This window comes from Sphingobium cloacae (assembly GCF_002355855.1).
Taxonomy (GTDB): domain Bacteria; phylum Pseudomonadota; class Alphaproteobacteria; order Sphingomonadales; family Sphingomonadaceae; genus Sphingobium; species Sphingobium cloacae.
This window is the reverse complement of record NZ_AP017656.1, coordinates 249,898-275,079: the sequence shown is the minus strand read 5'-3', so window position 1 is coordinate 275,079 and position 25,182 is coordinate 249,898. Positions and strand designations below refer to the sequence as shown.

The window sequence follows — 25,182 nt, the reverse complement described above, 5'->3', positions numbered from 1 at the left end:
GTTTTCGTTGCTGATCTATCTCGGCGGCTACGCCTCGAACGCCTGAGTCCAGCGCACCTTCTGATCCATCAGGTCGGGGCTGCGCTGCCCGAGATATACCGCCGATCCCTCGACGAGCCGTTCCATCTCGCGCCGCGCCGTGACCGCGTCGCGCAGCCGCACCGCATGGACGACGCGCGCGAGGCGACGAACCTGGTTCTCGCGTTCGTGCTCGGAATAGCCGAGCTGGCGCGAAAGGTCGCGGGTCAGCAGGTGCAGCGCGGACGTGAGCAGCCCGAACAGCGGATTGCCGCTCGCCCATGCCAGAAGGTCGTGGAAGCGCCGGTTGGTTTCCTCGAACAGCGTCGATCCCACCTGCTGCTCGAGCTCGGCGAAGCAGCTTGCCAGCGCCATCAGATCCGCCGCCGTGGCGCGCCGGGCGGCGTGGGAGGCCGCCTGCGGGGCGAGCGCCTCGCGCAGCTCGATCAGCGCGCGCAGGTCGGTGCCGACGAAGTGCAGCACGAGCGCAAGCGAACTCGTGAAATCGCCGATCTGCGGCCGCGCGACCACCGGCCCGCCGCCGCGACCGGGCTGCAGGTGGAGCACGCCCTGCAGTTCCAGAAAACGCAGCGCCTCGCGCAATGTGGCGCGGGCGACTTCGTACCGCGCGAGCATGTCGTGCTCCGGAGGCAGTCGGTCGCCGATCTGGCGCGCGTCCGCCTCGATGTCGTGCACGATCGCCTGCGCAACGCGAAGCGCGCGCTTGCCCCGTACGAACGAGGGCACCTCACCCCGCTCAGCCACGTCCAGCATGAAAAACCCTTATCATGGTTTGATGCTGAACCACTGTTTTGTCCCTGTCCAGTGCTGAATTCTGTTCGTCCCCGACTTGCACGGCTACTCAAAGAGTATAATGTTAAAGAGCAGAAGGGGATTGGATGACCGACAGCGTAGCCTGGATGGAGACCGCTGGACATGTCGCCATCGTCCATCTGAACCGCCCCGCGGCGCGTAACGCGCTTGATCCGCAGATGCTGGTGGAGCTGGCCGACTGCTGGACGAGGGTGCGCGACGACGCCGAGATCCGCGTCGCGGTGGTGACCGGAACCGGCAGCGCCTTCTGCTCGGGTGCCGACCTCGGCCGTCTCATTCCGCTCGTCAGCGGCGGGCGACCGCCGGAGGACGAGTGGGATCGCCGCGTGCTTGCCGACCGCGACATTCTCGGCACCGCGCTGCTGCGCACGTTCGACGTCGTCAAGCCGGTGATCGCCGCGATCAACGGGCACGCGATCGCGGGCGGCATGGAACTGGTCCAGGGCACCGATCTCAGGATCGCATCAAGCGCGGCGCGCTTCGGCGTGCAGGAGGTCAAATGGGCGATCTTCCCGGGCGGGGGATCGACGGTGCGACTGCCGCGCCAGCTTCCCTATGCGCGCGCGATGGAACTGCTGCTGACCGGCGATCTGATCGATGCCGACACCGCGCTCGACGACGGCTTCGTCAACCGCGTCGTGGCGCCGGAGGAGGTGCTGCCTGCGGCGCTCGACCTGGCGCAACGGATCGCCGCCAACGGCCCGATCGCAGTACAGGCGATCCGCGCGTCGGCGCGCGCTTGCCTCGGGCGGTCGGAAAGCGAAGGCATGGAATTGGAGTCGCGCTTCGCCGCGCCGGTGTTTCGCACCGAGGATGCACGTGAGGGTCCGCGCGCCTTCATGGAAAAGCGCGCACCCGTTTTCAGGGGGCGGTAAGATGGTCGGCGAAAATCCCTCGGCAAGCCCAGACGGCCTGGCGGGAGCCGCATTGCAAAGCGCGCTTTCGATTGCGCCGTTCCACGCCTGGCTCGGGCTTCGCGTCGAGGACGTCAATGACGGCGTCCTTCACCTCAGCATGCCGTGGCGCGACGAGATCGTATCGAACCCGCGGATCCCGTCCGTGCATGGCGGCGTGCTCGCCAGCCTGATCGATCTTGCCGGCATGTATGTCCTGCTGACGAGGACGCGCGCGGTCAGCGCCACCGCGTCGCTCCACGTCGATTATCATCGCCCGGCGAGCGGCGGCCCGCTTCACGTCCACGCGCGTGTCGTCAAGATCGGACGGACGCTGTCGGTCGCGGACAGCGAGGTGCGCTCACCCGACGGCGTGCTGCTCGCCAGCGGTCGCGGTTCGTACCTCATGCGGGACGGCGGCATCGCGGCGTAACCGTGCAGAGACAGGAGAGATCATGAGCAGCGAGACTTCGGCGGCGGACGCCAGGCGCACTCCGGCCGAGCCGCGACCGGCCGGCACGATCCTGCTGCTGCGGGATGTGCCCGAATATCAGGTGCTCATGGTGCGACGGCACCACCAGATCGATTTCGCGTCGGGGGCGCTGGTGTTCCCGGGCGGCAAGATGCACCCTGGTGACGACGATCCGCGCTGGCGCGATCACGTGATCGGCTGGGACGAGGTCGACGCGACCCAGCGCGCGCTGCGTATCGGCGCTATCCGAGAGGCGTTCGAGGAGGCGGGGATCCTGCTGGCCACCGATCCCGACGGTCGCGCCTTCTCCAGCGTGTGCGACGCCGAGGCCCGGCGGCAGGTCGATGCCGGCGAACTCGCCTTCCTCGATGTCGTCGCAGGATTAGGGGTGAAGCTCTCCCTGACCGCCCTGACCGTCTTCGCCCGCTGGATCACTCCGGAGATGATGCCGAAGCGGTTCGACACTTGGTTCTACGCCGCCCACGCTCCTGCCGACCAAGTCGCAATCTGCGACGGACATGAAACGGTCGACGCCGAGTGGATCGCGCCAGAGTCGGTCCTGGACCTCGCCGGAAGCGGCACCCGAACGGTGATCTTTCCGACCTTGATGAATGTGAAGCTGCTCGCCGAAGCCGACAACGCGGCGGATTGCCTCGCCAGAGCGGATGCACGTCCGCTGGTCACCGTGCTCCCGCAGATCGAGATACGGGACGGAGAGCGCGTACTTACCATACCCGCCCATGCCGGTTATGGCGACGTCACACAGAGTTTGGCGAGTTTAAAGGGCTGATTGACAATCAGCCTATTCACGAGCCTCTCCTAGCCGCCCTCGACTGTTCGAGGGCGGCCTTTTTTCACGTTGCGGAGTGTTTCGGGCGACGGGATTAACCGGCGTGATTCGCGGCAAGCCGGTCCGCGCCACTTTCATCGACAGCGGCAGGGCGGCATGATTCCCGGTCGAATGGGGAGACCGACAGTTCTGGACGCCGGCCCGTATCATGCAGCGAGTGTCCGACTTTACCTACGTTGAAACCTTGCCGGGTTCGACAACGTGGCCTTCGTCATCGACATTTCTGCCCGGCGGATCGCCGACGGGCGCGCCAGCAGAACGGCGCATGCGTGCATCCGAATCTGACCGCCCCGGATCGCGTTGCGCTCTGCTACATCACCAAACCTTTCCGGTCTCACAGGAGTTCACAGCCGCACATTTTTCAGAACTTGAATCCGGCTGCTACGCCATAACGACGCGGCTCGACAGTGAAGATGTTGGTGAATAGTCCGGATGACTGGTCGGTAACGTACATGCCCGTGACGCCGTTGTTGTTGGTTAGGTTCTGCACGAATCCGCGCACGTAGAAACGGTCGTCGGGCGCGTTGAGCTGGACCTGCGCGTTCACAACCTCGTAGCCGCGGATGCGATCGATCGGGCTCTTGTTGAAGATTGTGCCCCACTGATCACCCGTGTAGTTGATGTCGGCGCGAGGCACGACCGTGAAGCCGCTGCCGCCGATCGCAATCGTGTACTGGATACCCGCGGACGCCTTGTAGGTCGGAGCGTTGGGCAGTGCATTGCCCCTGACGTTGACCTCGACGCCCGAGCCGAGCACCTGGATGCCGCCAAACGCCGCGCCGATGGCGGAGGCTTGAGCGGTCAGCGCCGAGCAGATGCTGAACGCCCCCGTGGTGGTGGTGCCCGGGATCGGCGTCGGCGCCTGCAGCCCGACCGCGCCGTTGACGGCGCCGACGAATTGGTTGACGCCGACGACGTTACCAGAAGTGGATGCCACCGCGCAGTTTGAGGCGTTGGTGATGTCCTTGATGATCACCGCGTCCGAGCGCCCGCCCGATGGATCCCGAGGATTCGCGATGAACCTGTCCTTTGCGACTTCGGTGTTCAGGTAACTGAAGTTCATGTTGACGACGAGGTCCGGGATCGGCCTGGCGATGGCCTCCGCCTCAACACCATAGATATTTACATCCACATTGTCGTTCACGGATGTCCGCGCGACGATGCGGCTGAGCTGAAGCCCCTTGTACTTATAATAGAAGCCGGTGAGATTCAGGCGAAAGGCGCCATTGCCGAAGGTGTTCTTCGATCCGATCTCGAACGCGTCAACCTGCTCCGGGGCGAAGGATATCGGAACAGTGAAGATCGGGGAGAGAGGCGGATTGATGCCGCCCGATTTATAGCCCCGGGAATATGACGCATACAGAAGATTGTCCGGTGTGATCCGGTAATCGAGTACCGCCCGGCCGGTTAAGCGCGAGAAGGATACTTCGTTCTCTGCAAACGGCTGCGAACCCGCTCGGGTCGAGTCGAAATCGTAGTTCGTCAGATATGGATCGGCATTGTCGACGCCGATCGGCGCGATCGTGAAGTCGCCGGCCGCATCCGTGAAGATCGTCGTCCGCTGCCGAACAAACTTGTCGTCGTGGTTGTATCGCAGGCCCACGGTCAGCTTTAGCCGGTCATTGAACTCAAAATAGCTCTCTCCGAAAATACCCCAGGACTTGAGGCGGAAGAGCGGAGCCGCATTACGGTAGTTCGGCGACGCAGTGAAGGCATTGCCGCCGCCGAGGGTGCTACCCACCAGGCCGGATGCGTAGTCCAAACCAAAACTGTTCACGTAATAATCGACGTCCGTGGCTTTGGAGTCAAAGTAGATACCGCCCAGCAGAAAATTGAACGGCCCATCGAACTTACTGTCCACATGGGCTTCGATGCTGAACTGTCGCACCTTGCCCGCCGAACGATCGAAGTCGAGACTCTGAGGATAGCATCCGGCCGACGCCCCGCCGTAAACGCCAACATTGGCCTCGGTTGCGGCAGACTGACAGACGCCGCCGTTGGCGCCATTCGGTATCACTGCTTGTGCGAATTTCCCGAACAGCGCGGCCAGCGTGGGATTGTAGGCCATCGAACCTAGCGTGGTCACACCCTGGAGCGCTAGAAGCCCCGGATTGTTGACGTATGGAGCCTCCACCGCCAGGTTGTAATCCGAGACCGAGCTCACGGTGTTGCGCATGTAGCCGCCCGTCACGTTCAGCGAAATCTCGCCGAAATCGTGGAAGATCTTCGCAGTATACTGCTCTTCCTCGGCGAAGTACGTCGGGACCGTGTCGACGTTGACGGTTCGGACGTCAGCCGGGTTGATCACCGCGCCGAAAGGGTCGGCCCCGTAGACGCTGCCGAGGGCAAAGGGTGCAATTCGCAGTGGCGTCCCGGCAGCGGCGAGTTCGGGGTCGATCGCGATGCCCAGGAACTCCCGCGAAGATAGGACGGTTGCCAGCGTCGAATTGCCGTTCAGTGTCTCGTAACGCAGGTTGTCGGGCAGGCAACCCAGGACGCCGGTGGGATCGCGGTGGCAAAGCTGCTTCTGGATACGGCTGCGGTTGTCCTTTTCGCGAAAATAGTAGCCGATCAGGTCGACGCGCGTATCGCTGGTCGGCTCCCACGAGAGCGTGCCGCGCACCGCGTATAGATCGCGATCATCGATGCGCGAATTGTCGTAAAGGTTCTTGGTATATCCGTCGCGGTTCAGGTACGTGCCGGCAACCCGGACGCCCAGCGTGTCGGTGATCGGCAGATTGAACATCCCGCGCGCGCGGATCGAATTGTAGTTGCCGTACTCGAACTCGCCCGCTGCGCGAACCTTAGACAAGTCCGGCTTGGCGCTGATGAAGTTGACCACGCCGGAGGTGGCGTTGCGGCCGAACAGCGTACCCTGAGGGCCGCGCAGCACCTCTACGCGTTCCAGATCGAAGAACTCCGCCTCAAACAGGCGGGTGCCGAGCAGCGGCATATCGTTGACGTGGATCGCAGTCGCCGAGTCGCAGGTAGTGCCAACGCACAGGTCGCCGACACCGCGGATCGTGAAGGAGGACGAGGTGAAGTTGGTCTTCGTGAAGGTGACGTTGGGCAGCGTCTGCTGAAGAGCAACCGGGTTGACGATCTGCTGCCGCTCGAGGTTTTCCGCGGTGAAGGCGCTGACCGCAATCGGCACATCCTGCAGCCGCTGCGACTGGCGCTGGGCGGTAACAACGATGTCGCCGGCATATTCCGAGGCTCCGCTGCCTGCAGAGGACGGCGCTTCCTGGCCAGGGCCGTTTGCGGGCGTGACGGCCTCGGACGAGGTCGTCGCTGTGCCTTGAGGAGAAGGATTTGTGGCTGCCGCAGAGCCGGCTTGTGCTGCCGCAGGCAGACAGACGAGAGACATCACCGCGGCGCTCGTCAGAAGCTCAAACCTGTTCATCGTCATTCTCCTCCCCGTCGACGCCCCTTTGGGCTGCCGCGCGCCATCTCGCTCGAACGTGCGATCAATCGAGCCCGCCGAACGGCGTGGGGACGAGAGCTTTTTGCGAGCAATCCGTGCGGTTCGTGCATCCGCCGCGGACGTCCTCTCCTTCCCGCTGATCCCTACGATGCCCGCGCTTTGAGCCTGGACGTCACCTTATTGCGACGTGAGACGCTCGAAAATAATGATCTGGGACGGTTTCATTATCTTTTGGGCCGACTAAGCTCTTTACGCGTCAGGCGTCTTCCTCCCGGAGGGATGCGCAGGAGGACCAACGATGACGTTCTGGAACTTCGCTCGAAGCACTGCCAGTGTAAGGCTGCTAATGACCTTCGGGGAGGAGCAGGGCGTGCCAGCAGCGACCCTGCTGAGGGGAACGGGGCTGAGCGCGCCTGATCTGGTTGACCCGGCTCTCGAGATCACTGCCAAGCAGGAGTTGCGGGTGGTGAGCAACCTCGTACTCGAACGCGGCGATCCGGTCAGACTGGGGATTGAAGTCGGGCGACGCTACCGCTTTTCCACCTTCAGCCTGTGGGGATACGGACTGATCAGCAGCGCCACCGGGCTCGAGGCCATTGCATTGGCGCTACGTTTTCTACCTCTCACCTACGCTTATTGTCCCATCACCTTTCATCAGGAAAACCAACTTGGCGTGCTGCGTTTCGATGATCCGGGGCCGTCCATCGGTGAGCCCGAACGGTCGTTCCTGACTTTGCGGGACATGGCCGCTGCTGCCACGCTCGGATCAGCATTGGTCGGCGGCGACTTCGCGCTCCGGAGCTTCACTCTTCGCGCACCGGAACGAGTACCTGACACGATGCTGTTCGGGATGGATGCGGAGGTCAACAGCGCCGTCAACAGCCTCGTGTTCGATCTTGTTCCGTTCGAACGCTCACTTCCAAATGCCGATCCCGTGACCTCTGCCTTGTGCGAGCAGATGTGCTCGAGCCTTCTGCAGCGTCGCTGCAATGAATTCAGGACATCGGCATGTGCGCACGACTTTTTGAGCGCTCTGCCGCCCAAAGCCATAGCAAGCCTGTCTGATTTTGCATTGTTCGCAGGGACCAGTGAGCGCACGATAAAACGACGCCTCCATGATGAAGGCACGAGCTTCAGCCAAATCTCAGCCGACTTTCGTTACCGTCTTGCTAAGGAGTTGCTGAATGACACTGTGCTTAACATCGCCGATATCGCGGAGCGCGTAGGCTTCAGTGATGCGTCGAGTTTCTCGCAGGCGTACAAGAAGTGGTCGGGCGTGGCCCCGAGCCATTATCGTCGTCGATATCCCCGATGACCGTCCCCCGGTTTTTCACTCGGGCACGATGCGAGCTTCCGGCGTGCATCCGTCGGGTTAAGCCGTTGCCAAGGTGCTCGTAGTTGAGCTGCTTTCGCGCATCGCTGTCGTCTTCGAGGTTGAGACGGATCCAGCCTCAGCATTGGCGCCGGATCGCCGACCTCTCGATGCGACTTCCGTGTTTCAGTCGGTCACGAAGTGGGTCACGAGGCGGTCGTGGCTGCACGCTGAGAGAGCGGTATTTCGAGAAGCGGGTAATAGGTCGTGGCAGTTCCCCTCGGGTCGCTGGCTCACCCTTCAAGCCACATCCGACTCAGGGTCACCCCCAACTGTCGGGCCAGCGCAACGCGCGCCTTTCAGAAACCCGATCTCCCGCCGGCGGCGGCAGCCCAGTCCTTCAGCGCCGACGGGCGAGAGGTCCGCGATAGCATGACATGGGCCGCTTCGAACAGCAGCTTGCGGGCGAGACCATCTCCACACTTGGAAATGCGGGCGTTGATGTCGACCCCCCCCCAACTGGTAGCAGCGAGGGATAAGCCGAGACGGGCCCAGATATCCTGCGAGCGTCGGAAGCGGCGAGGATCGTCGATGGCGCTCATCAAGCTGACGGCCGTCAGCGCTCCGCCGCGGGGCATCATCATCAAGCGGCAGGCGCCGCTTTGCCGCGCAACCCGGGCGAGTTGCTTGGCAAACCGACACGCACCTCGGATGGAAAAGACGGGAGCATGTCAAACGGCTCGTCAATGCAGAGGGACGATGACAGGGGCAAGAGCCAGCCGCCTCAGCAATTGCGAGAGGTCATCCAGAACCTTTGAAGGCCCCGATCTCCCAGGCTCTCTGTCAAGGTGCCAGACGATCACTTCCATGCCAGCGGCCACCAGATGACGGATCGCTAACTCCGGCGGCAGGGTCGGGTCGATCTGAAACGGCAGAACGCCTGCCTGGGCAGTCGCCCGGACGACAATCTCACGCCGGATGCGATCGCCCCCGCCGACCAGCAGCGCTCGGATGGCTCTCCGATTCTGCTCTACGTAGAGTACGAACTCCGCGAGAGCACCCTCCTGATTTCCTTTTACCAAATCTGGGAAGATGCGCGCCGCAACGTCGCCGATCATTGCGTCGGCGACCGCGAGCAGGAGGCTTTCAAGCGAGGGGTGATGACGAAAGAAGGTGGCATACCCGATGCCAGCCTCCTTGACGATCATCTGGACGGTGACGTGCGCCAGTTCTGCCCGATCGAGGACACGCAGCAGCGCCTCGCGAAGAGCGCTGCTGGAGCGCTGGAAGCGCGCGTCTAGGGAACGGTTTGCATCTCTCGGCATTTATGATACACACTGTCTCATAGATTGTACCTGGATCGTATGACTTTCGTTCATCGGCGTTGGCGAGCGATCGGTCATATCATGGTAGGAGTGCATCCTCATGGCCACCATCACGCGAGACGATCGCAAGAGTGATCCTGTCATCAACGGCGTCTTCGACCGACCTGTGAACCAGTTCGCAGACGCGAGAGCCGTGCTTCGCAACGACAGCCTTCGCCAGGCCGGTTTTCGGGCTGATCTCATCGAGCGGTTCGGCAATCCTCGCTTCGCTCCCATCCTTTTCCAACACGGAAACCGTCATCGCGCGCAGCGCGCAGCGACCGCACGGTTCTTCGCTCCCCGAACAGTCGACACGAAATATCGGGCCCTTATCCTGAAGGAGAGCGGGCGCCTCCTCACCGACCTCCAGGCTACCGGCGAGGGACGTCTTGATCAACTTACCCTACGATTGGCTGTATTCGTGGCAGCGGAAATTGTTGGCCTGACGGAAAGCGATCCGGCTGCGATGGCATGGCGTCTCGAACACCTTTTTTCGCAGGATGCGGCGACGTCGGGAGGTACGGTCATCGACCTTGCTCGGTTCGTGCGCGCTCAAGGCCGCATGTGGCACTTCTTTGTCCGCGATGTGCTTCCTGCGCAGCGGGCGCGTCGCGCGGCACCGCGGGACGATGTGATTTCCCATCTCATGAAGGAAGGGTACGGTCCCCGCGCCTTGCTGACCGAGTGTGTGACCTACGCGGCGGCAGGGATGGTCACCACACGCGAATTCATCTCCATGGCGGCATGGCATATTCTGCGCGATGAAGACCTGCGCTGCCGTTTCGTGGAGGCCGATGAGAGCGTACGGATCGAGATCCTGGAAGAAATCCTGCGCCTTGAGCCGGTGGTCGGGACCCTGCGACGCAAGACGCCCGATGGTGATCAGGTATACGCGATCGATGTCCGCGCTGCGAACACTGACGCGCAAGCCATGGGGGCGTGCCCGTTCCGGATAGACCCCGCACGGGAGCGAGCCGAGCGCGTGCCCGGACCCGGCCTGGCCTTTGGCGATGGTTCGCATCGCTGCCCGGGGGCGAGTGTCGCTTTGCTGGAGGCTGCGATCTTCCTGGGAGAACTCGTCCGACTTCCAGGTCTGGCTCTCGCGGCTGATCCGACGCTTCTATGGAACCCGCTTATTCACAGCTACGAGGTTCGTGACTTTACCGTCATGTGTCGCCGTGAAGGCTCGTAAAATGCCACGGGCTTAAAATCGTCCCGCCTGTCCTCGCCGAGGCCACCCGTTCGTGAAAACGTGGTGGAAACGCTCCTGTCCCGCCGCTAGGACACGATACGGTTTACATATTACAAGGTTGCAGAGTGGCTGACACGCAGGCCGAATCCGGCGAGCAAAGGTCCGACAAGCAGGGATCCGACAAGCAGGATCGAGATGAACGGGGGTCCGACCAGCCTCGATCCGAGGCAGGGAACGACGACCAGAAGGACAACAACGCAGACGAGGACGACAAGCTCAGCCCTCTCGAGCGCTATCCTATCGTCCGCTACGTCTTTGTCGCCGCGCTTGTCGCCGGCATCATAGCTGCAATCGCCTGGTACATGAACTACCGCGCGAGCGGCCAGTACCTGCAGTCGACCAACAACGCCTATGTGCGCGCGGACTTCGTGACCGTCTCGCCAAAAGTCGGCGGCTATGTCGAGCGCGTCCTAGTCGCCGACAACCAGCCCGTCCGGCGCGGCCAACTGCTGGCCGTGCTTGATCCCCGCGACTACCGCGCCAATGTCGAACAGGCACAGGCCCAGATCGCGGCGGCCGCAGCCAACATCCGCGCCGCGCAGCGGACGTTCGACGAGCAGCAGGCCGGAGTCGGACAGGCCGCAGCCCAGGTCGCGAGCGCCGAGGCGGCAGCGGTCGCTGCCGAGCGGGAGGTCCAGCGCTACGAGCCGCTCGCCCGCTCCGGCGCCGAATCGCGCGAGCGCCTCGCCAACCTCGTCCTGCAGCGCGATCGAGCCGCCGCGGAGCTGCGCGCACAGCGAGCCGCCTACCTTGCCGCCCGTCGCAGTGTTGCGACCCAAGCGGCTCGCATCGTTCAGGCGGAAGCACAACGCGGCACCGCTCAGGCGCAGCTTGCGCGCGCCTCGACGGACCTCGGTGCGGTCGAGATCCGCAGCAGCATCGACGGCGTTGTCGCCGACAAGGCGGTCCGGGCCGGGCAATATGTCCAGCCGGCGACCCGGCTGATGTCGGTGGTGCCAGTCGATCAACTCTACATCGAGGCCAATTTCAAGTAAACCCAGGTCGCGCTGATGCGCGTCGGGCAACCCGTGACCATCAACGTGGATGCACTGGACAGCGCCGAACTGCGCGGCCGGGTTGCGAGCTTCTCGCCAGGCACAGGCGCGCAGTTCTCGCTCATCCCGCCCGAGAACGCGACCGGGAACTTCACCAAGATCGTTCAGCGAGTGCCCGTGCGGATCAGCATTGAAGCGGGGCCGGAGTCGCGCTGGGTGCTGCGTCCCGGTTTGTCGGTCGAGGTCACGGTCGACACGATCAGCGCAAAGGGAAGTCGTGACCGGATCAAGCAGGAAACCGAGCGGCTGAAGCGCGGCGAGACGCAGGGCACGCGCTGATGGCGGCCGAACGCGCCGGCCTGCGCGACTGGCTCGCCGTCGCGGCGGGCACGATTGGGTCCTTCATGGCGCTGCTCGACATCTCGATCGTCAATGCGGCCTTGCCCACCATTCAGGGCGAGATCGGCGCGAGCGGCACCGAGGGCACCTGGGTCGCGACCTCCTATCTCGTGGCAGAGATCGTCATGATACCGCTCAGCCCCTTTCTCGTGCGCCTGTTCGGCCTGCGCAACTTCCTTCTGGGGGCAGCGGTCAGCTTCACTGGCTTTTCCATCGTGTGCGGGATCTCGACGACGCTGCCGATGATGATCGCTGGCCGCGTGGGCCAAGGCTTCACCGGCGGTGCACTGATCCCGACCGCCATGACCATCATCGCGACACGGCTGCCGCCGTCGCAGCAGCCGATCGGCACCGCCGCGTTCGGCGGCACCGCAATCCTTGGTCCGGTGCTCGGGCCGATCATCGGCGGTTGGCTCACCGACAATTACAGCTGGCATTACGCCTTCTTTCTAAATGTGCCGGTCTGTGCAGGGCTTGTCCTCCTCCTGCTGTTCGGGCTCAAGCACGAGCATCTGCGGCTCGACCAGCTACGCCATGCCGACTGGTTCGGGATCGCGGGACTCGCGATCGGCCTGGGTGCGCTCACCGTCATGCTCGAGGAGGGGCAGCGCGAGATGTGGTTCGAGTCCGCCATGATCGTGAAACTCGCGATCGCCACGGTCTTCGGCTTCGCGCTCATCACGATCGGACAGGTCCGCTCCGCGCATCCCGTGCTCAAGTTGTCGCTGATCTTCAGCCGCTCCTTCGGTAGCGTATTCGTCCTCAGCCTCATCATCGGCGTCGTGCTCTACGGCGTGACCTTTCTCATCCCCCAGTTCCTCTCGTCGATGGCGGATTATAGCGCGCTGCAATCGGGCAAGGTGGTCTTCGTCTCCGGTATCCCCGCCCTGATGCTGATGCCGTTCCTGCCGCTAGCGTTCAAATATCTTGACGTTCGCCTGGCGGTTTTCGTCGGCATGACGCTGATCGGCGTCAGCTGCGCCATGGACTGGCACCTCACCGCGCAGTCGGCTGGGGGCGACCTGACGGGTTCACAGCTCGTCCGGGGCTTCGGGCAGATCTTCGCCATGATGTTCCTCAACCAGGCAGCGATCAGCGCTGTAGCACCCGAGGATGCTGGTGATGCGTCCGCGCTGTTCAATGCGGGGCGCAATCTCGGCGGATCGATCGGCCTTGCCATGATGGCGACCCTCCAGGACCGGCAGACCTTTCTCCACTTCAATCGGCTGGGCGAAACGGTGTCGGCCAATGCAGCGACCACGCAGGAATGGTTCGCGAAGGCTATGGCCATGCCGTCCGGCGAAGCCGGCGCCTATCGGCAGCTTGCGGGTCAACTCCTGGAGCAGTCCACCGTTATGGCCTATAATGACCTGTTCTTCGCGCTCGGCGTTGCGATCGCGGTCACGACGCCGCTGGCACTGTTCCTCCGCCCGATCTCCTCCGACACGCAGATGGCGATGCACTGATGAAGCGACTCAGCTGGGCCATTCTGCCCGCCCTCCTGACCGGATGCGTCGTCGGGCCCAACTATGGAGGGCCGCCGGGCGTCGCGAGTGGGGAGCGCTCCGGATCGACATTTCGCCGCGCAGATCAGGCAGTCACGTCACCGCAGCTCCCTATCGCACGCTGGTGGGAAGGCATGGGCGACCCGCAGCTCACGACCCTGGTCAACCGCGCGCTTGCCTCCAATCCGGACGTGGCGATCGCCGAGGCGCGCATCCGCAAGGCGCGCGCCAGCTTGCGCGAACAGCGCGCGAACCAGCTTCCCACCGTGTCGGCGTCAGGCACTGCGATCGTCGCCGATCTTCCCGCAGGCTCGCTCGCGCTGCCGACGCAAGGCGAGCAATCCGATCGTATCAGGGCCGAGTTCTATAATGCCGGCCTGGACGCATCGTGGGAGATCGATCTGTTCGGCGCGCGACGCCGCGCTGCCGAAGGTGCCGAGGCCCAGGCTCAGGCGGCCGAAGCCAATAAAGCTGATGCGCAGGTTCGTCTGTCGGCGGAGGTTGCCCAGAATTATGTGACTCTGCGCGAACTTCAGCAGCGCCTGATCCTGGCTCGCCGCTCCGCGCAGCTTCAACAGCGATCACTCGCCCTGCTTCAACAGCGCGAACAACGCGGTGCATCGTCGCGCGACGAGGTGGTTCGGCTGAAGACCGAGCTGACCCGCACGGAGGCCGGGCTGTTGCCGCTCGAGGGACAGATCGCGACCACGCTCGACCAGCTTGCCCTGCTCACCGGCGACGAGCCCGGAACACACGATGCCTTGCTGTCCACTCCTGCCCCGATCCCGATGATCCCAGGAACTGTCGCGATCGGCGACCCGGCCGCGATGCTGCGACGCCGGCCTGACATTCGCGCAGCCGAGCGGCAGCTGGCGGCATCGAACGCGCAGATCGGGGTCAACGTCGCCCGGCAGTTCCCATCGGTCAGCATTATGGGGATCATCGGGCTCGGTGGTCCCAATATCGCCGATGTGGTTGATCCTGACAGCGTCGCGGGCCTGCTCCTGCCGCGGATCAGCTGGAGCTTTCTCGACTTCGGCCGTAATCGTGCCCGGGTCGAGCAGGCGCGGGCTGACCGAGACGAGGCGGAAGCACAATACCGCAAGGCGGTTCTCGGCGCGCTGTCTGATGCTGAAACCAGCCTGACCCGCTTCGGCAATCAGCGCCGTAACCTGTTTTCGTCTGTCGCGAGCCGTAACGGTGCCAGACAGTCAGCGACCTATGCCGGGCAGCGATATGCACAGGGAGCGATACCGCTGACCACGTCCATCGATGCCGAACGCGCGGCGCTGGCTGCCGACCAGTCAGTGCTGGAAGCGACCGGCGAACTTGATCGTGCCTTTATCGCCCTCCAAAAGGCGATGGGACTTGGATGGAGCCAGCAGTGACAGTCTTGCAGCGATGCGAGGGGAGGGCACCGACCGCGTGACGGCTCCGCTTCTGCCGCCTCCTGCCCAGTATCTGCGTGATGACGCGATCAGGGGAGGAATGGATCTGATGTTCTTTGCCCACAGATCCCATCTGGCGCATGCCGACGCCGAGCTGGCAACGCGTACCCTCGGACGGGCGCATCACCGCGCCCTGTACTTCCTCGGCAGGTACCCGGAAATCTCAGTCAGCGAACTACTGGACGTTCTCTGCGTCACAAAGCAATCGCTCGGCAGGGTAATGCGGGATTTGATAGACCGCGGGCTAGTCTGCGGACGTGTCGGGGAGCGCGATCGACGGCAGAAGCTGCTGTCGCTCACCGACGAGGGACGTGCGCTCGAGCACGCGCTGTTCGAGGAGCTCAGGCGTAACATGGCGAACGCGTATCAGGCGGCAGGAGAGACAGCCGTCACGGGCTACTGGATCGTAATGCAGCATCTCATGCGCGGTGAAGCACGGGACCAGTTCCGCAGGCTGCACTCCCGTCAATAATCGCCATAAACAGGTACCGGACCAGGTCTAAAGGGGGCTTCATCGACCTGGCCCGGTGGGTATCACCTATCCTGCAAGCCCGGAGGGAGTAAGCGACTTGCCGGTGGTGAGCTCGTTTTCCAGCACCGGGACCGCGGTGCCGGCGACCTGCTGCAGCGCCGGGTCGGTCCCGTCCTGCGCGTAACCCTTGTGCACGGCCCAGGCGGCCTGCTGAACCTGCGCGGACTGCGTCAGATACAGATTGTCAAAGGCGCTCTTGGGCGCCTTCTGGAGCAGCTTGAGGAGGGCAGCGCGGTCGGCGGACAGGCTCGAGGACGGCGCCTTGATCGTGCGCTGATCATTCTTCAGCGCCGCCAGCAGCGCCTTGTGGCTGCTCTGCGTTTCCGCCAGCACGCGCTTTGCATAGGCCTTGACGTCGTCTCTCTGCGCGCGCGTCGCGGCAAGCTGCGCGGCCTTGATCTGGTAAAGGTTCGCATCGGCCGCAGCGAGCACGTAATTGGGTCCGCTCTGGCTCGCGATCGGCGAGACGCCGACGTCAGCGCTGGTCATTGTTCCCGAAGTGGCGGGCGAAACGGCCTGCGCCAGCACTGGTACCGGCGCCAGGGTGAGCAGCGCAGCGACAATCGCAATCTTCATCGAGGTTCTCCGTTGGTGTTGTCAGGCATTGACCGAAATCAACGGGTCGAACGATAAGGAAACGGAACGGTTCCCTTTCTTGCGACGCACCTCGGCGCTCTGCTGGAGAGGTGGCCGCTCGGACGTCTGGAGGTACGCGGCGATGATGAACATGGCGGCTCTTGAAGCCGTTCCAATGCCGGTTAAGTCGAAATCTGAAGCGGCAGACCGAATTGCGAGGTTTTCCTTGCGCAAAAGCGACGTCTCCCGCGCCTCGATCGTGTTCGCTCTGCTCTGCGTTGCCATCCTCACTGGCTGCGACCGAACTCCTCGCGAGGCGCCTCCGCGAGCGAAGGACACGATCAGCGTACCGCCGCAGACCTCCACCATCGACGTGCCGATCGTCGCGGACCTGGGCAAGCTGGCGGCAACTCTCGAAAAGGCGGTTCCGCGTCGCCTTTGGTCAATCGACAAGCCGGAGCAGACCTGCGTCCCGCCGAAGAAGGTCAAGATCCTCTTTGCGAGAATTAAGACGCCCGCGATCCGGTGCCGCATCACGGGCACCGTAGTCCGAGGGCCGTTGGTGCTGGAGGGCTCGGGCAAAACGATCACCGTCACCATGCCGCTTCACGCCGCGATCAGCGCCCGGGACGTGGGAGGCGTGCTCAGCCGGGAAACAGCCGAGGCGGACGCCCGCGTTCGGGCAGTAGCCAGGCTCGACATCGCCGGCGACTGGTCGCCGCGCGCAACGGTATCGATCGCCTACGACTGGACCGACGAGCCGCACGTCGACTTCCTGGGCCAGCGTATCGAGTTCACCAGCAAGGCCGACGCCAAGCTCGCCGGCGTCGTCGCGCGCCTGGAGCACACTCTGCCGCAGGAGCTCGGCAGATTGCAGCTGCGCGAGCAGATCGCGCAGGTGTGGGGCGCGGCGTTCACCTCCGTCCAGCTGAACCGGGCGAACCCGCCGGTGTGGATGCGGATCACTCCCCGACAGTTGAGCTACGGAGGCTACACTATTTCGCGCAATCGGGTGAACCTGGCGCTGGGGCTGACGGCGGGGACGGAGACCTTTGTCGGCGATCGGCCGCCTGATCCGCAGCGCCAGCCGCTCCCCGCCATGACGCGCATGCAGCCTGGACCCGGCCGCATCCTGTTCGCCATACCCGTCATCGCCGACTATCGTCAGCTGGAGCCGGTGCTCGCAAAGGCATTGGTGAAGCGTTCCCGCCGCCCCTTCGAGGTGCCCGGTGTCGGTGCGGTGCGCGCGCAGTTTTACCAGGTGACCATCTACGGCACGACGGGCGGCAAGATCGCGGTCGGGCTCCGCTTCAGTGCGGCAGCCGAAGGCGGGGAGCCTTCGCGGGGCACGATCTGGCTTACCGCCACGCCGCGCAACGCCGTCAATGATCGCCGTGTCGCGTTTGACGATCTCACCGTCGCAGGTGTGACCGACTCGGTCCGAACAAGCCTGCTTCTGAAGCTCGTCAACGCCCCCGGCATCTCCAGCACCGTGTCCGCCGCGCTGACGCAGAACTTCGAAAAGGATTTCGACGAGCTGCTCGCCAAGATCACCCGTGCGATCGACGAGAAGCGGATCGGCGACCTGATCGTGCGCGCCCACATCACGGACGTGCGCACGGGCCAGCTGAAGGCGGCGGGGCAAGGCGTGTACCTTCCCGTATGGGGGCGCGGCACGGCCACGATCCGCCTTGCTCCACGATAGAGGACGCCCGACCTCACGACGGCAACCGGCACGGACCGGCGCATTGCCCTTGCATCGGCCTGGCGGCATGTCTCCATCCCATGAGAACTCGTATAAAGATTTGCTGCATCGCCTCGCCGGATGAAGCGCGGATCGCGATCGCCGCGGGGGCGGATGCGCTGGGGCTGGTAGCACGCATGCCCTCTGGTCCCGGTCCGATCTCCGACAGGGCGATCGCAGAGGTGACGGCGCTCGTGCCACCGCCGGTGGCCACCTTCCTGCTGACATCCGAGACGACCGCCGACGCCATCTCCGCCCATGTCCGCGCGACCGCTCCGTCGGCGGTCCAGATCGTGTCGCACATCGATCCCGCGGAGTCGGGCAAGCTGGCAGCGCTGGAGCCGCACGTCCGCCGGATACAGGTCATCCACGTCGAAGGGCCGGAAGCGCTACAGCTGATCCCGGCCTATGAGCCTTGCGTTCATGCCTTCCTGCTCGACTCCGGCAGGCCCAACGCCCCGGTCGCTGAGCTGGGCGGAACCGGCCGCGCGCATGACTGGGCGGTCAGCGCCGCTTTCGTCCGTGCGACCGAGAAGCCGGTGTTTCTTGCCGGGGGCCTGACCGCCGCTAACGTGGCGGAAGCGATCGGGCAGGTTCGCCCCTATGGTGTCGACCTGTGCTCCGGCGTCCGGACGGGTGGTCAGCTCGACCCGCAGAAGCTGTTCGCCTTCGTCACCGCGGTCCAGCAGATCGACCGGGAAATGGCGCGGGCGATGTGACGGCACTGGCACCGGCGTGAACGCCTTCCTCCGCCGGAGTCCTGTGCAGTTAAGGTTAGCCCCCCGTCACAGACTTGCCGCCTCCAGTTCGCGAAGCAGGCGATGCGGATCGAACGGCTTGGGCATGAACGCGGTTCGGACCGGCAGATCCTCGCTGTCCAGGGGCACGTTGCCCGACACCACGAACAGGACGGTTGGCGGATAGCGCCCGCGCACGTGATGAGCGAGTGCAAGGCCGTCCATCGACCCAGGCATGTTGACGTCCGTCAGAACAGCGCCGATCTCCCTGTGACGATCGAGCAATTCGATGGCGCTCTCGGCATTCGTGGCCTCGAACACTTTCCAACCTGCATGTTCGAAGAAGTCGACCAGATCGAACCTGAGGATGGCTTCGTCTTCCACGATCAGGATCGTCTTGTTCGCAATCGGCTTACGCTGGCCCACTAATTGTTTCCATCATTGATCGAGACGTCTTCAAGGCGTGCATGGAGGGTGAACGTGAACCCTTCCGCATCGAATGCAGCTTCCGTCTTGCCGCTGGTGTACGCGCTCAACGATCGCTCGATGAGAACTGAGCATCGCCATCGCGCGCCGTGTAGGTCGCGCACGCATCAGAGGAAGCGCGAGCGCGGCCAGCGCCATCCAGCCTGCCAGCACGCCCAATCCGCCCGGCGACGCGCCCCACCGCTCGATAAGGCCCGCCAATGACGCCGCGCCGTAACCCAGCAGCAGGATTAGCACGGCCGCGACAGAGAGCGAGGCCATGCGGCTCGGAGGGTAAGGTGCGGCAATCGCCATCGAAATACGATAGCGTGAACCGGTTGCCTTGAAATTAAAGTTCGGCAGTAATTTCCGCAGGCTCGGGTGTCACAACCGGACGGTTGTGACGCCGTCCCGCTGCCCCAGCCTTTCCAAGGTTTGCAGGTGTCAGAACCCCGTGTCAGATCACCGATCAGGATTATGGCGGCAGTTGGCTACCTACTGTTGTCGGCTGACGCACTTGAAGGCGGTGCTGATCTAGCGCGATGGATCGCCGTCACCCGCTTGACGTGAGCGATGCTGCACCCAGCGAGCTCAGCCGTCTTCGCAATGCTCATACCAGCCTCGCGCAAGCCTACGATGCGGCGGTGATGGGCTAGGTCAGGTTTGCGACCGGTGTACCGCCCTGCCTTCTTCGCGATCTCAATGCCCTCGCGCTGCCGCTCGCGCCGGGTTTCGTAGTCGTCGCGCGCTGTTTGGAGTGCCACGCGCAGCAGCATGTCCTGCACCGCCTCCAGCACGATGCGCGCCACGCCCGCGCTGTCCGCCACCAGATCGGACAGATCGACGATCCCGGGCACTGACAGCCGCGCCCCCCTGCCCCTTATCGCCTCCACGAGCAGTTCGGCTTCCGGCAGCGGCAGGCGGCTGATTCGGTCGATTTTCTCAGCGACCACCACTTCGCCCGGCTGCAGGTCCGCCACCATGCGCAACAGCTCCGGCCGGTCAGGTCGCGCGCCAGACGCCTTCTCCCGGTAGACCGCCGCGACGTAGAAGCCGGCAGCCCGCGCGCCAGCAACGATGCTCTCCTGCCGCGTCAGATCCTGCTCGTCCGTGCTCACCCGCAGGTACACCCGCGCCGCCCGTACCTCGCTGCCTTTCACGTGGTCGTTACTCCTGCCCGGCTTAGTTAGGTACACCCTTGTGAGCCAATCATGCAGCAGGCGGCTCAGAACGGCAAGTGCCGGTCCTACGGAGCCTAGCTAAGCAGACCGGGTCTAAGTAGCTGCTCCATTATTGATGAACGATATTTCGGTGACCAGCCGTGCATCGATCCCTCCCTGCACGCTGGCGTCCGACGTTGCCCTCCGGTATAAAGCCGTTGGACAGGTCAGAGCAGCGGGATTGGTGCAGATGGAAGCACAGAGGGTCAAAATCGTGGACGGTGGTAAGCTCGTGATCCCGGCGGCAATGCGCCGTGAGCTCGGGATCACCACGGGTGACACCGTTCTCGTCGATGTGGACGATGGCGAATTGCGGGTACGTTCCGTACCTAAGGCACTTGAGCGTGCTCGCGCCATCCTGCGCAAGTATGTGCCCGAAGGCGTCGGCTTGGCTGACGAGCTGATCGCGGAGCGTCGGCGTGAGGCGGAGCGTGAGTAGCAAAGTCGTACTCGACGCCTCCGCCCTGCTCTGTCTTCTGAACGATGAACCCGGGGCGGATAGGGTAGTCGACGTCCTGACCCGCAGCATCATCGGAACAGCCAACCTCGCAGAGGTCGTCTCCAAGCTACGGGACCGGGGATTGCCGCTCGACGAGGTGCGTGAGGCGCTTGGCGGGCTGCATCTTGATGTCCGGCCGCTCACTCCTGCCCAGGCACTCATAGTAGGCGACCTCCGGCCAGCCACGAAGGCGCTCGGTCTTTCTCTCGGCGATCGGACGTGCCTTGCTTTGGCGATCGACCTGCAAGCCGAGATGCTCACAACGGACGGGCCACTTGCGAGTGCCGATGTAGGCATCACCATCACCAACGTGCGCCCTCTGGCAGAGTAGTCGCACGTTCGTGCTTTTAGGTACGGCACTCTGCTGGCGGGGACTCCCATGACTACCGCTCCGACACCGGTGCGCGACACAATTCTGATCACGCACGCCAATCCTGAGGACAATTGCTTCGCCCGGTGGCTTGCCGGGCGCCTAACCACGGCCGGATACAAGGTCTGGGTCGACGTTCGCGCGCTTCGGGGTGGCGACGATTTCTGGGACAAGATCGAGCACGTGCTGCGGCACGAGGCCATCAAGCAGATCGTCGTGGTGTCCGAGCATATCGGCAAGCAAGGCGTAAAGAAGGAGCTCGCTCTCGGCGACGTCATGCGTCGCAAGCTCGGCGACGCGGAGTTCATGATTCCGATCCGGATTGCCGACGTGGATTTCGGCGATTTCCCAACAGAGATCCTCCGCCAGAACGCACACAATGCGTTCCCTAATTGGGCGGCCTGTCTTCAGCCCCTGCTCGAAACGCTCGACACCTCACGTGTGCTGAAGGTCGAGCATCCGGACGCCGAGCAGCTTGCGATGATCGTTGCTGCCCAAGAGGACGGTCGAAAGCTGGTCACTCCAAATCCCGAGACGCTTTACAGCAACTGGTTCGAACTCCGGGCGAGGCCCGACGTCTGGATCCTGGAGGCGAAGGGAACGACTGCGCAGCTGGAAGCCTGGAGCCAGTTTACGCGTGTTCCCCATGTGCTTCACGAGGGAGGCGCCATCGCCTTCTGCGGACCCGATGCTATCGAGCGTCTCGACAACGGCGCTCCGCCTTTGAAGGCGCGCGCCAGCTTGCCATTCAACGGCGTGATCGACGGTACCTATAGCCGCCACTTCGGTGAGCGTTCCAATGCACGGCGGATCGCCGTCAATTTGATGCGTCAGCACTGGGACCTGGCCATGCATCGTCTCGGGCTACTTCCTGTCGATTTCGCCTCGGGCGCCCGAGGCCGCTTCTTCCCCGACGGACTCATCGACGGAAGAGTGAAGCTGACGCTGAGCGATGGACATCGGGTCGACCGTGTCCTGAGCGGCAAGTTCAAGGATCGGCGCTGGCACCTGTGCCTTGTCGCTCAACCCAAGCTCTGGCCGGATGCTCTCTTCCGGGTCCATGCCAATGTTGCGGTGACGACCGACGGCCGAACCCCGCTCCCGGGTGAACAGCTGCAGCGCATCCGATTGCGCCTCACGCGGTCCTGGTTCAATGACAAATGGCGCGACATGCTGCTCGCCGCGATGGGCTGGCTTGCCGAAGGTGAAGCGGCACTAGACATTGCCGCGTCCGGTGAGCGCCTCACCGTCGCTAGCTTACCGATGAGCTTCGACTTTCCAGTCAGCTTCGCCGCGGAAGAAGACCGCCGAGCCGAGGAAGACGACGGAGGCCAGATAACTCTGTCAGAGGACTTCGAAACGGCCTTTGACCGGGATGAGATACCGGAGGAGGCCGACGCATGAGCATCCTCACGCACCGCATCGCCGAGCCTTTGCTCGAGTTCGGTCACGGGCAGCAGATGGAAGCGCCAAAAGATGGGCTCTTCCTCTTCGGGCCGCTCGAAGGTCCAGATGGCCGCTCCCAGGTACGCTTGGGCGTCATCGGGACGGAGAGCGGCGTCGGCCTATCCCGCCGCTGGTTAGAGCGGATCAGCCTGCATATACCCGGCAAAGTCGATGCGAAGGGCAAGCCCGTCTTATGGGCACCCGCATGGCCGGGCTTCGAGGCCTGCTTCGGCATCCCGCTGCCGACCCGCGGCATGGTCGAGCTAGCGGTCAAGAGCGGCGACATCGATCATTGCATCAAGAAGAACAATCGCGCCGACGCGGTTCGTTCCACGGTGCTGCTGTTCGCCGACGCGATCCGCGCGCACATCCGCGCCGAGGAGCGCCGTCCCGACGTCTGGCTCGTTGTCGTTCCGGACGTCGTCTATCGCTATGGACGCCCCCAGGTCGCACCACCGCCCAAGGACGAGCGCACCCCCTCCGACATCACGAGCTTCAAGGACGCCAAACGCTTCTTCCAGATGGGCGGCGACCTGTTCCCCGACACGGTGCGGGATGCCGAAACTTACCTGTTCTCGAACAATTTCCACCACCAGCTGAAAGCCGAGTTGCTGCAGGACGGCGTCGTCCTCCAGCTGATCCTCGAAAGCACGCTGGTCGACCGCAACCTCAACATAGCCAACGACCGCCGACGCGGCCTTCAGGACGAGGCCACGGTTGCCTGGAACTTCTGCACCACGCTCTACTTCAAGATGGACGCGAAGCCTTGGGCCTTAGCCCATGTCCGGCCTGGCGTGTGCTACGTCGGACTGGTGTTCAAGAACGACGACACGCCTGCGGCAACGGGCGAGGCCTGTTGCGCCGCGCAGATGTTCCTCAACTCAGGCGACGGCCTCGTCTTTCGCGGCGCCCTTGGCCCCTGGTACTCCGACGAGCGCAAGGAATATCACCTGTCGAGGAGCGCGGCGGCGAATTTGATGACCTCGGTGGTCGAGGGCTATAAGCTCAAGCACGGCAAGCCACCGAACCAGCTGTTCATCCATGGGCGTCACCGCTTTTCCGACGATGAGTGGGACGGCTTTTGCAGCGCAGTACCCACTGAAACACAGCTGGTAGGAGTCAGGATCAAGCAGCTCGATGACGTTCGGCTGTTCCGCCCCTCCGCGTCGACACCGGTCCTGCGCGGCACGGCCCTTACCGTGGGTGACTGGTCAGGTTACCTTTGGGCGCGGGGGTTCGTACCCCGGCTGGCAGGTTATCAAGGGTTCGAGACACCCAAGCCGCTCACCGTCGACGTGACGCATGGCGAAGGGGACATCGTAGAGGTGCTCGGCGACATCCTTGCGCTCACCAAGGTCAACTACAACGCCTGCGATTTCGCGAGCGCCCTGCCCGTGACGCTCAAGTTCGCGGACCGGGTGGGTGAGATCCTGATGGCATCGCCCCATACCGTTACCGCACCGCCGCTGCCGTTTCGGCACTACATCTGATGCCATGAGCGCCGACTAACGCCGATGTGGGTTCGATCCTAAGGCGAAGATGGTGACGTCCAGTTCAGGCACAAATCCACTATTTCGGGAGCTTGCCGCCGGGCAGATGCCGTCCACCATTTAAGGAAAACCTACAGGTGGCAAACCGGCGCTGACAGTCCATCGAACTGCGGCACCGATCTTGCACGACCCAAGTCCCGACCAAGCCGAGCCCGAGCCCGTCACGCTGCCGGCGCTGGCGCCCGACGCCGCGATGCTTGCCGTGCTCCACGAGGATCTCGAACGCGCGGCCGCCTACAAGAAAGCCGCGCGCGCCGCCGCGACCCATCGCGCCTATAACTCCGACTGGATCATCTACACCGACTGGTGTCGCACGCGCGGCCTCGTAGCGATGCCGGCACATCCGGAACAGATTGCCGCGTTCGTCGCGAACCAGGCCGCGTCCGGTCTTAAGCCAAGCACCATCGAACGGCGCGTGGCCGCGATCGGCCACCATCATCGCACAAGCAACTATCCAGCGCCGGCCGCGCACCCGGAAGCGGGCGGCCTGCGCGAGGCGCTTGCCGGCATCCGCAACGAAAAGCGGGCCAAGAAAACCCGCAAGGAGCCCGCAGACGCCACCGCGCTCCGCGACATGCTGGCGCAGATCAAGGGCGATGGCCTGCGCGCCCGTCGCGATCGTGCCGCGCTCGCGATCGGCATGGCCGCCGCGTTGCGCCGTTCCGAGCTGGTGGCGTTGACGCTCGAGAATGTCGGCATCCTCGACCACGGGATCGAACTCTACCTCGGCACCACCAAAACGGACCAAGCCGGCGAAGGCACGACGATCGCGATCCCCGAAGGCACCCGGCTGCGCCCGAAGGCGCTGCTGCTCGAATGGATCAGCGCCGTGCGGGTGCTGGAGGCCGAAGTTGTCCGCACGCCCGCGCAGGAAGCGACGGTCCCGCTGTTCCGCCGCCTCACCCGCAGCGACCAACTTACCGGCGAGCCGATGTCCGACAAGGCAGTCGCGCGCTTGGTCAAGCGCTATGCCGGTGCCGCCGGCTACGACGCCGCCAAATTCTCCGGTCACTCGCTGCGCGCGGGGTTCCTGACCGAAGCAGCCAGTCAGGGCGCGACGATCTTCAAGATGCAGGAGGTCAGCCGCCACAAGACGGTGCAAGTCCTCTCGGACTATGTCCGCTCGGCCGACCGGTTCCGCGACCATGCCGGCCAGCGGTTTCTCTGATCCAGAGCGCCGCCGCTCGCGACAGCCGGCCTCATGAGCAGGCAGTGATGCTACGACTGATCTAGCGCAGGGCGGGGCAGCCGCGCCCTCCTTACCCTCACGTAGCCTT

Annotated in this window: 25 protein-coding genes; 17 read left to right on the top strand and 8 right to left on the bottom strand. The window is 63.8% G+C overall.

Annotation, left to right across the window (positions count from 1 at the left end; genetic code table 11):
- Positions 1–27: 27 nt before the first annotated feature.
- A complete protein-coding gene (locus tag SCLO_RS19980; protein WP_231923445.1) occupies positions 28–792 on the bottom strand; it encodes a FadR/GntR family transcriptional regulator in 765 nt (254 codons plus the stop codon).
- Positions 793–917: 125 nt separating this feature from the next.
- Between SCLO_RS19980 and SCLO_RS19975 the strand changes: the two genes are divergently transcribed.
- The 3 genes from SCLO_RS19975 to SCLO_RS19965 are packed head-to-tail and all read left to right on the top strand — an operon-like array spanning position 918 to position 3,007.
- Entirely contained in the window at positions 918–1,727 is an 810-nt protein-coding gene (locus SCLO_RS19975) for an enoyl-CoA hydratase-related protein (RefSeq protein ID WP_066516410.1), read from the top strand.
- Position 1,728: 1 nt separating this feature from the next.
- Entirely contained in the window at positions 1,729–2,178 is a 450-nt protein-coding gene (locus SCLO_RS19970) for a PaaI family thioesterase (RefSeq protein ID WP_066516409.1), read from the top strand.
- Positions 2,179–2,200: 22 nt separating this feature from the next.
- A complete protein-coding gene (locus tag SCLO_RS19965; protein WP_066516408.1) occupies positions 2,201–3,007 on the top strand; it encodes an NUDIX hydrolase in 807 nt (268 codons plus the stop codon).
- A 421-nt stretch (positions 3,008–3,428) separates the two neighbouring features.
- On the opposite strand, the gene SCLO_RS19960 is transcribed toward SCLO_RS19965, so the two are convergent.
- Positions 3,429–6,470: a TonB-dependent receptor gene (locus SCLO_RS19960; protein ID WP_066516461.1), complete on the bottom strand. Its 3,042-nt coding sequence runs from the start codon at positions 6,468–6,470 to the stop codon at positions 3,429–3,431.
- A 319-nt stretch (positions 6,471–6,789) separates the two neighbouring features.
- On the opposite strand from SCLO_RS19960, the gene SCLO_RS19955 reads away from it, so the two are divergent.
- Positions 6,790–7,806, top strand: a complete 1,017-nt coding sequence (locus SCLO_RS19955; protein ID WP_066516407.1) for an AraC family transcriptional regulator — start codon at positions 6,790–6,792, stop codon at positions 7,804–7,806.
- Between the two features lie 356 nt (positions 7,807–8,162).
- Here the strand turns inward: SCLO_RS19955 and SCLO_RS19950 are convergent, their stop codons facing one another.
- Positions 8,163–8,447 (bottom strand): transposase, encoded by a 285-nt coding sequence (locus SCLO_RS19950; protein ID WP_096362244.1) that lies wholly within the window; start codon positions 8,445–8,447, stop codon positions 8,163–8,165.
- 99 nt (positions 8,448–8,546) lie between these two features.
- Complete coding sequence (locus SCLO_RS19945) at positions 8,547–9,128, bottom strand: TetR/AcrR family transcriptional regulator (RefSeq protein ID WP_066516404.1); 582 nt, start codon at positions 9,126–9,128, stop codon at positions 8,547–8,549.
- Between the two features lie 100 nt (positions 9,129–9,228).
- Here SCLO_RS19945 and SCLO_RS19940 point away from each other — a divergent pair, with 100 nt between their 5' ends.
- The 6 genes from SCLO_RS19940 (at position 9,229) to SCLO_RS19920 (ending at position 15,238) form a co-directional block, all read left to right on the top strand.
- A complete protein-coding gene (locus tag SCLO_RS19940; protein WP_217998848.1) occupies positions 9,229–10,359 on the top strand; it encodes a cytochrome P450 in 1,131 nt (376 codons plus the stop codon).
- A 125-nt stretch (positions 10,360–10,484) separates the two neighbouring features.
- Positions 10,485–11,414 carry an HlyD family secretion protein gene (locus SCLO_RS24030; RefSeq protein ID WP_231923444.1) on the top strand — a complete coding sequence of 310 codons (930 nt, stop codon included), beginning with the start codon at positions 10,485–10,487 and terminating at the stop codon, positions 11,412–11,414.
- A 15-nt stretch (positions 11,415–11,429) separates the two neighbouring features.
- Positions 11,430–11,753 carry an HlyD family secretion protein gene (locus SCLO_RS24025; protein ID WP_231923443.1) on the top strand — a complete coding sequence of 108 codons (324 nt, stop codon included), beginning with the start codon at positions 11,430–11,432 and terminating at the stop codon, positions 11,751–11,753.
- Entirely contained in the window at positions 11,753–13,279 is a 1,527-nt protein-coding gene (locus SCLO_RS19930; RefSeq protein ID WP_066516402.1) for a DHA2 family efflux MFS transporter permease subunit, read from the top strand. The genes SCLO_RS24025 and SCLO_RS19930 overlap by 1 nt, the downstream gene beginning before the upstream one ends.
- Positions 13,279–14,706 carry an efflux transporter outer membrane subunit gene (locus SCLO_RS19925; RefSeq protein ID WP_083949046.1) on the top strand — a complete coding sequence of 476 codons (1,428 nt, stop codon included), beginning with the start codon at positions 13,279–13,281 and terminating at the stop codon, positions 14,704–14,706. The genes SCLO_RS19930 and SCLO_RS19925 overlap by 1 nt, the downstream gene beginning before the upstream one ends.
- Positions 14,687–15,238, top strand: a complete 552-nt coding sequence (locus SCLO_RS19920) for a MarR family winged helix-turn-helix transcriptional regulator (RefSeq protein ID WP_374297650.1) — start codon at positions 14,687–14,689, stop codon at positions 15,236–15,238. Before SCLO_RS19925 ends, SCLO_RS19920 begins: the two co-directional genes overlap by 20 nt.
- A gap of 66 nt (positions 15,239–15,304) precedes the next feature.
- Here the strand turns inward: SCLO_RS19920 and SCLO_RS19915 are convergent, their stop codons facing one another.
- Positions 15,305–15,874: a DUF4142 domain-containing protein gene (locus SCLO_RS19915; protein WP_066516399.1), complete on the bottom strand. Its 570-nt coding sequence runs from the start codon at positions 15,872–15,874 to the stop codon at positions 15,305–15,307.
- 21 nt (positions 15,875–15,895) lie between these two features.
- Positions 15,896–16,027, bottom strand: a complete 132-nt coding sequence (locus tag SCLO_RS24225) for a hypothetical protein (RefSeq protein ID WP_255210224.1) — start codon at positions 16,025–16,027, stop codon at positions 15,896–15,898.
- Here SCLO_RS24225 and SCLO_RS19910 point away from each other — a divergent pair.
- Both SCLO_RS19910 and SCLO_RS19905 read left to right on the top strand, forming a co-directional pair.
- A complete protein-coding gene (locus SCLO_RS19910; RefSeq protein WP_231923442.1) occupies positions 16,017–17,579 on the top strand; it encodes a DUF4403 family protein in 1,563 nt (520 codons plus the stop codon). The two genes, SCLO_RS24225 and SCLO_RS19910, sit on opposite strands and share 11 nt — an antisense overlap.
- Before the next feature lie 80 nt (positions 17,580–17,659).
- A complete protein-coding gene (locus SCLO_RS19905; RefSeq protein WP_083949045.1) occupies positions 17,660–18,337 on the top strand; it encodes a phosphoribosylanthranilate isomerase in 678 nt (225 codons plus the stop codon).
- Between the two features lie 66 nt (positions 18,338–18,403).
- Here SCLO_RS19905 and SCLO_RS19900 read toward each other — a convergent pair whose 3' ends face one another.
- Together SCLO_RS19900 and SCLO_RS19895 are read right to left on the bottom strand one after the other, a co-directional pair.
- Positions 18,404–18,781, bottom strand: a complete 378-nt coding sequence (locus tag SCLO_RS19900) for a response regulator (RefSeq protein WP_066516394.1) — start codon at positions 18,779–18,781, stop codon at positions 18,404–18,406.
- Positions 18,782–19,311: 530 nt separating this feature from the next.
- The gene (locus SCLO_RS19895) at positions 19,312–19,980 is read right to left on the bottom strand and encodes a recombinase family protein (RefSeq protein ID WP_066516455.1); all 669 of its coding nucleotides are present in this window, start codon (positions 19,978–19,980) and stop codon (positions 19,312–19,314) included.
- A 136-nt stretch (positions 19,981–20,116) separates the two neighbouring features.
- Between SCLO_RS19895 and SCLO_RS19890 the strand changes: the two genes are divergently transcribed.
- The 5 genes from SCLO_RS19890 (at position 20,117) to SCLO_RS19870 (ending at position 25,073) form a co-directional block, all read left to right on the top strand.
- Complete coding sequence (locus SCLO_RS19890; protein ID WP_202795898.1) at positions 20,117–20,479, top strand: AbrB/MazE/SpoVT family DNA-binding domain-containing protein; 363 nt, start codon at positions 20,117–20,119, stop codon at positions 20,477–20,479.
- The gene (locus SCLO_RS19885; RefSeq protein WP_037569483.1) at positions 20,472–20,870 is read left to right on the top strand and encodes a type II toxin-antitoxin system VapC family toxin; all 399 of its coding nucleotides are present in this window, start codon (positions 20,472–20,474) and stop codon (positions 20,868–20,870) included. Before SCLO_RS19890 ends, SCLO_RS19885 begins: the two co-directional genes overlap by 8 nt.
- 48 nt (positions 20,871–20,918) lie before the next feature.
- On the top strand, positions 20,919–22,313 hold the full coding sequence (locus SCLO_RS19880; protein WP_007406249.1) for a toll/interleukin-1 receptor domain-containing protein: 1,395 nt from the start codon (positions 20,919–20,921) through the stop codon (positions 22,311–22,313).
- Entirely contained in the window at positions 22,310–23,845 is a 1,536-nt protein-coding gene (locus SCLO_RS19875; RefSeq protein ID WP_007406262.1) for an argonaute/piwi family protein, read from the top strand. The genes SCLO_RS19880 and SCLO_RS19875 overlap by 4 nt, the downstream gene beginning before the upstream one ends.
- A gap of 253 nt (positions 23,846–24,098) precedes the next feature.
- The gene (locus tag SCLO_RS19870; protein ID WP_042469324.1) at positions 24,099–25,073 is read left to right on the top strand and encodes a tyrosine-type recombinase/integrase; all 975 of its coding nucleotides are present in this window, start codon (positions 24,099–24,101) and stop codon (positions 25,071–25,073) included.
- Positions 25,074–25,182: the final 109 nt, after the last annotated feature.